Source organism: Enterobacter sp. CM29, from assembly GCF_013179605.1.
Classification (GTDB): domain Bacteria; phylum Pseudomonadota; class Gammaproteobacteria; order Enterobacterales; family Enterobacteriaceae; genus Enterobacter; species Enterobacter intestinihominis.
In genome coordinates, this window is the sequence record NZ_JABMCU010000335.1 from 1 (window position 1) to 1,779 (window position 1,779).

The 1,779-nt window shown below is 54.7% G+C and carries 1 protein-coding gene and 1 pseudogene; both read left to right on the plus strand.

The annotated features are described in order from the left end of the window. Window positions 1–174, plus strand: a pseudogene (gene sdhB / locus HP459_RS22745) (succinate dehydrogenase iron-sulfur subunit); the annotation flags it as partial. 238 nt (window positions 175–412) lie between these two features. Then, window positions 413–1,779, plus strand: a 1,367-nt coding sequence (locus HP459_RS22750; protein ID WP_253939680.1) for a thiamine pyrophosphate-dependent enzyme, incomplete at its 3' end; no start/stop codon positions are given.

Here is a 1,779-nt window from a genome sequence, read left to right on the forward strand (position 1 = left end):
CTGATCGACAGCCGCGATACCGAAACCGAGAATCGTCTGGAAGGGTTAAGTGACGCTTTCAGCGTATTCCGCTGCCATAGCATCATGAACTGCGTCAGTGTGTGTCCTAAGGGGCTGAACCCGACGCGCGCCATCGGCCATATTAAGTCGATGTTGTTGCAGCGCAGTGCGTAAGTAACAACGCCGGATGGCGCTGCGCTTATCCGGCCTACGTAACAGTAGGCCCGGTAAGCGTAGCGCCACCGGGCAAATTGCAGAAACCTTTAAAAACTGCCCTGAAGTTTAGACAGTTTCTAAAGGTTCCTTCGCGGGCCAAATGAAAAGAGCTCGCAGGTGAACCCCGGCACGTACACGTGGTGTGCGTGGTAGTTTCTACGGCGAAAGTAAGCATAAAAATGCTTAAGGGATCACGATGCAGAACGGCGCAATGAAAGCCTGGCTGGACTCTTCTTACCTCTCTGGTTCAAACCAGAGCTGGATAGAACAGCTCTATGAAGACTTCTTAACCGATCCTGACTCAGTGGACGCAAACTGGCGTTCCATGTTCCAGCAGTTGCCTGGTACAGGGGTCAAACCGGATCAATTCCATTCAAAAACACGTGATTATTTCCGTCGTCTGGCGAAGGATGCCTCACGTTACTCTTCTGCGATTTCCGACCCTGACACCAATGCGAAGCAGGTAAAAGTCCTGCAGCTTATCAACGCTTATCGCTTCCGTGGTCACCAGCATGCGAATCTCGATCCGCTGGGACTGTGGCAGCAGGAACGTGTAGCGGATCTCGATCCGGCTTATCACGATCTGACCGAGGCCGATTTCCAGGAAAGCTTTAACGTAGGTTCCTTTGCCATCGGCAAAGACACGATGAAACTGGGCGATCTGATTGATGCGCTCAAGCAAACCTACTGCGGCTCCATCGGCGCGGAATATATGCACATTACCTCCACCGAAGAGAAACGCTGGATCCAGCAGCGTATCGAATCCGTGGCGGGTCACGCGAATTTCTCAGCAGACGAGAAAAAACGTTTCCTGAGCGAACTGACGGCAGCCGAAGGCCTTGAGCGCTATCTGGGCGCGAAATTCCCGGGCGCAAAACGCTTCTCACTGGAGGGCGGCGATGCGTTAGTCCCGATGCTGAAAGAGCTGATTCGTCATGCCGGTAAGAGCGGCACGCGCGAAGTGGTGCTGGGCATGGCGCACCGTGGCCGTCTGAACGTGCTGGTTAACGTGCTGGGTAAAAAACCGCAGGATCTGTTCGACGAATTTGCGGGTAAACATAAAGAGCACCTCGGCACCGGTGACGTGAAGTACCACATGGGCTTCTCGTCGGATATCGAAACCGAGGGCGGCCAGGTTCACCTGGCGCTGGCGTTTAACCCGTCGCACCTGGAAATCGTCAGCCCGGTGGTTATCGGTTCCGTGCGTGCGCGTCTGGATCGTCTGGACGAGCCGAGCAGCAATAAAGTGCTGCCAATCACCATTCACGGTGATGCGGCAGTCACAGGGCAGGGCGTGGTTCAGGAAACCCTGAACATGTCGAAAGCGCGTGGTTATGAAGTGGGCGGTACCGTTCGCATCGTAATCAACAACCAGGTGGGCTTCACCACCTCTAACCCGCTGGATGCGCGTTCTACCCCGTACTGCACCGACATCGGTAAAATGGTTCAGGCGCCAATCTTCCACGTAAACGCGGATGACCCGGAAGCCGTTGCTTTCGTTACCCGTCTGGCGCTGGACTTCCGTAACACCTTTAAGCGCGACGTGTTCATTGACCTCTTCTG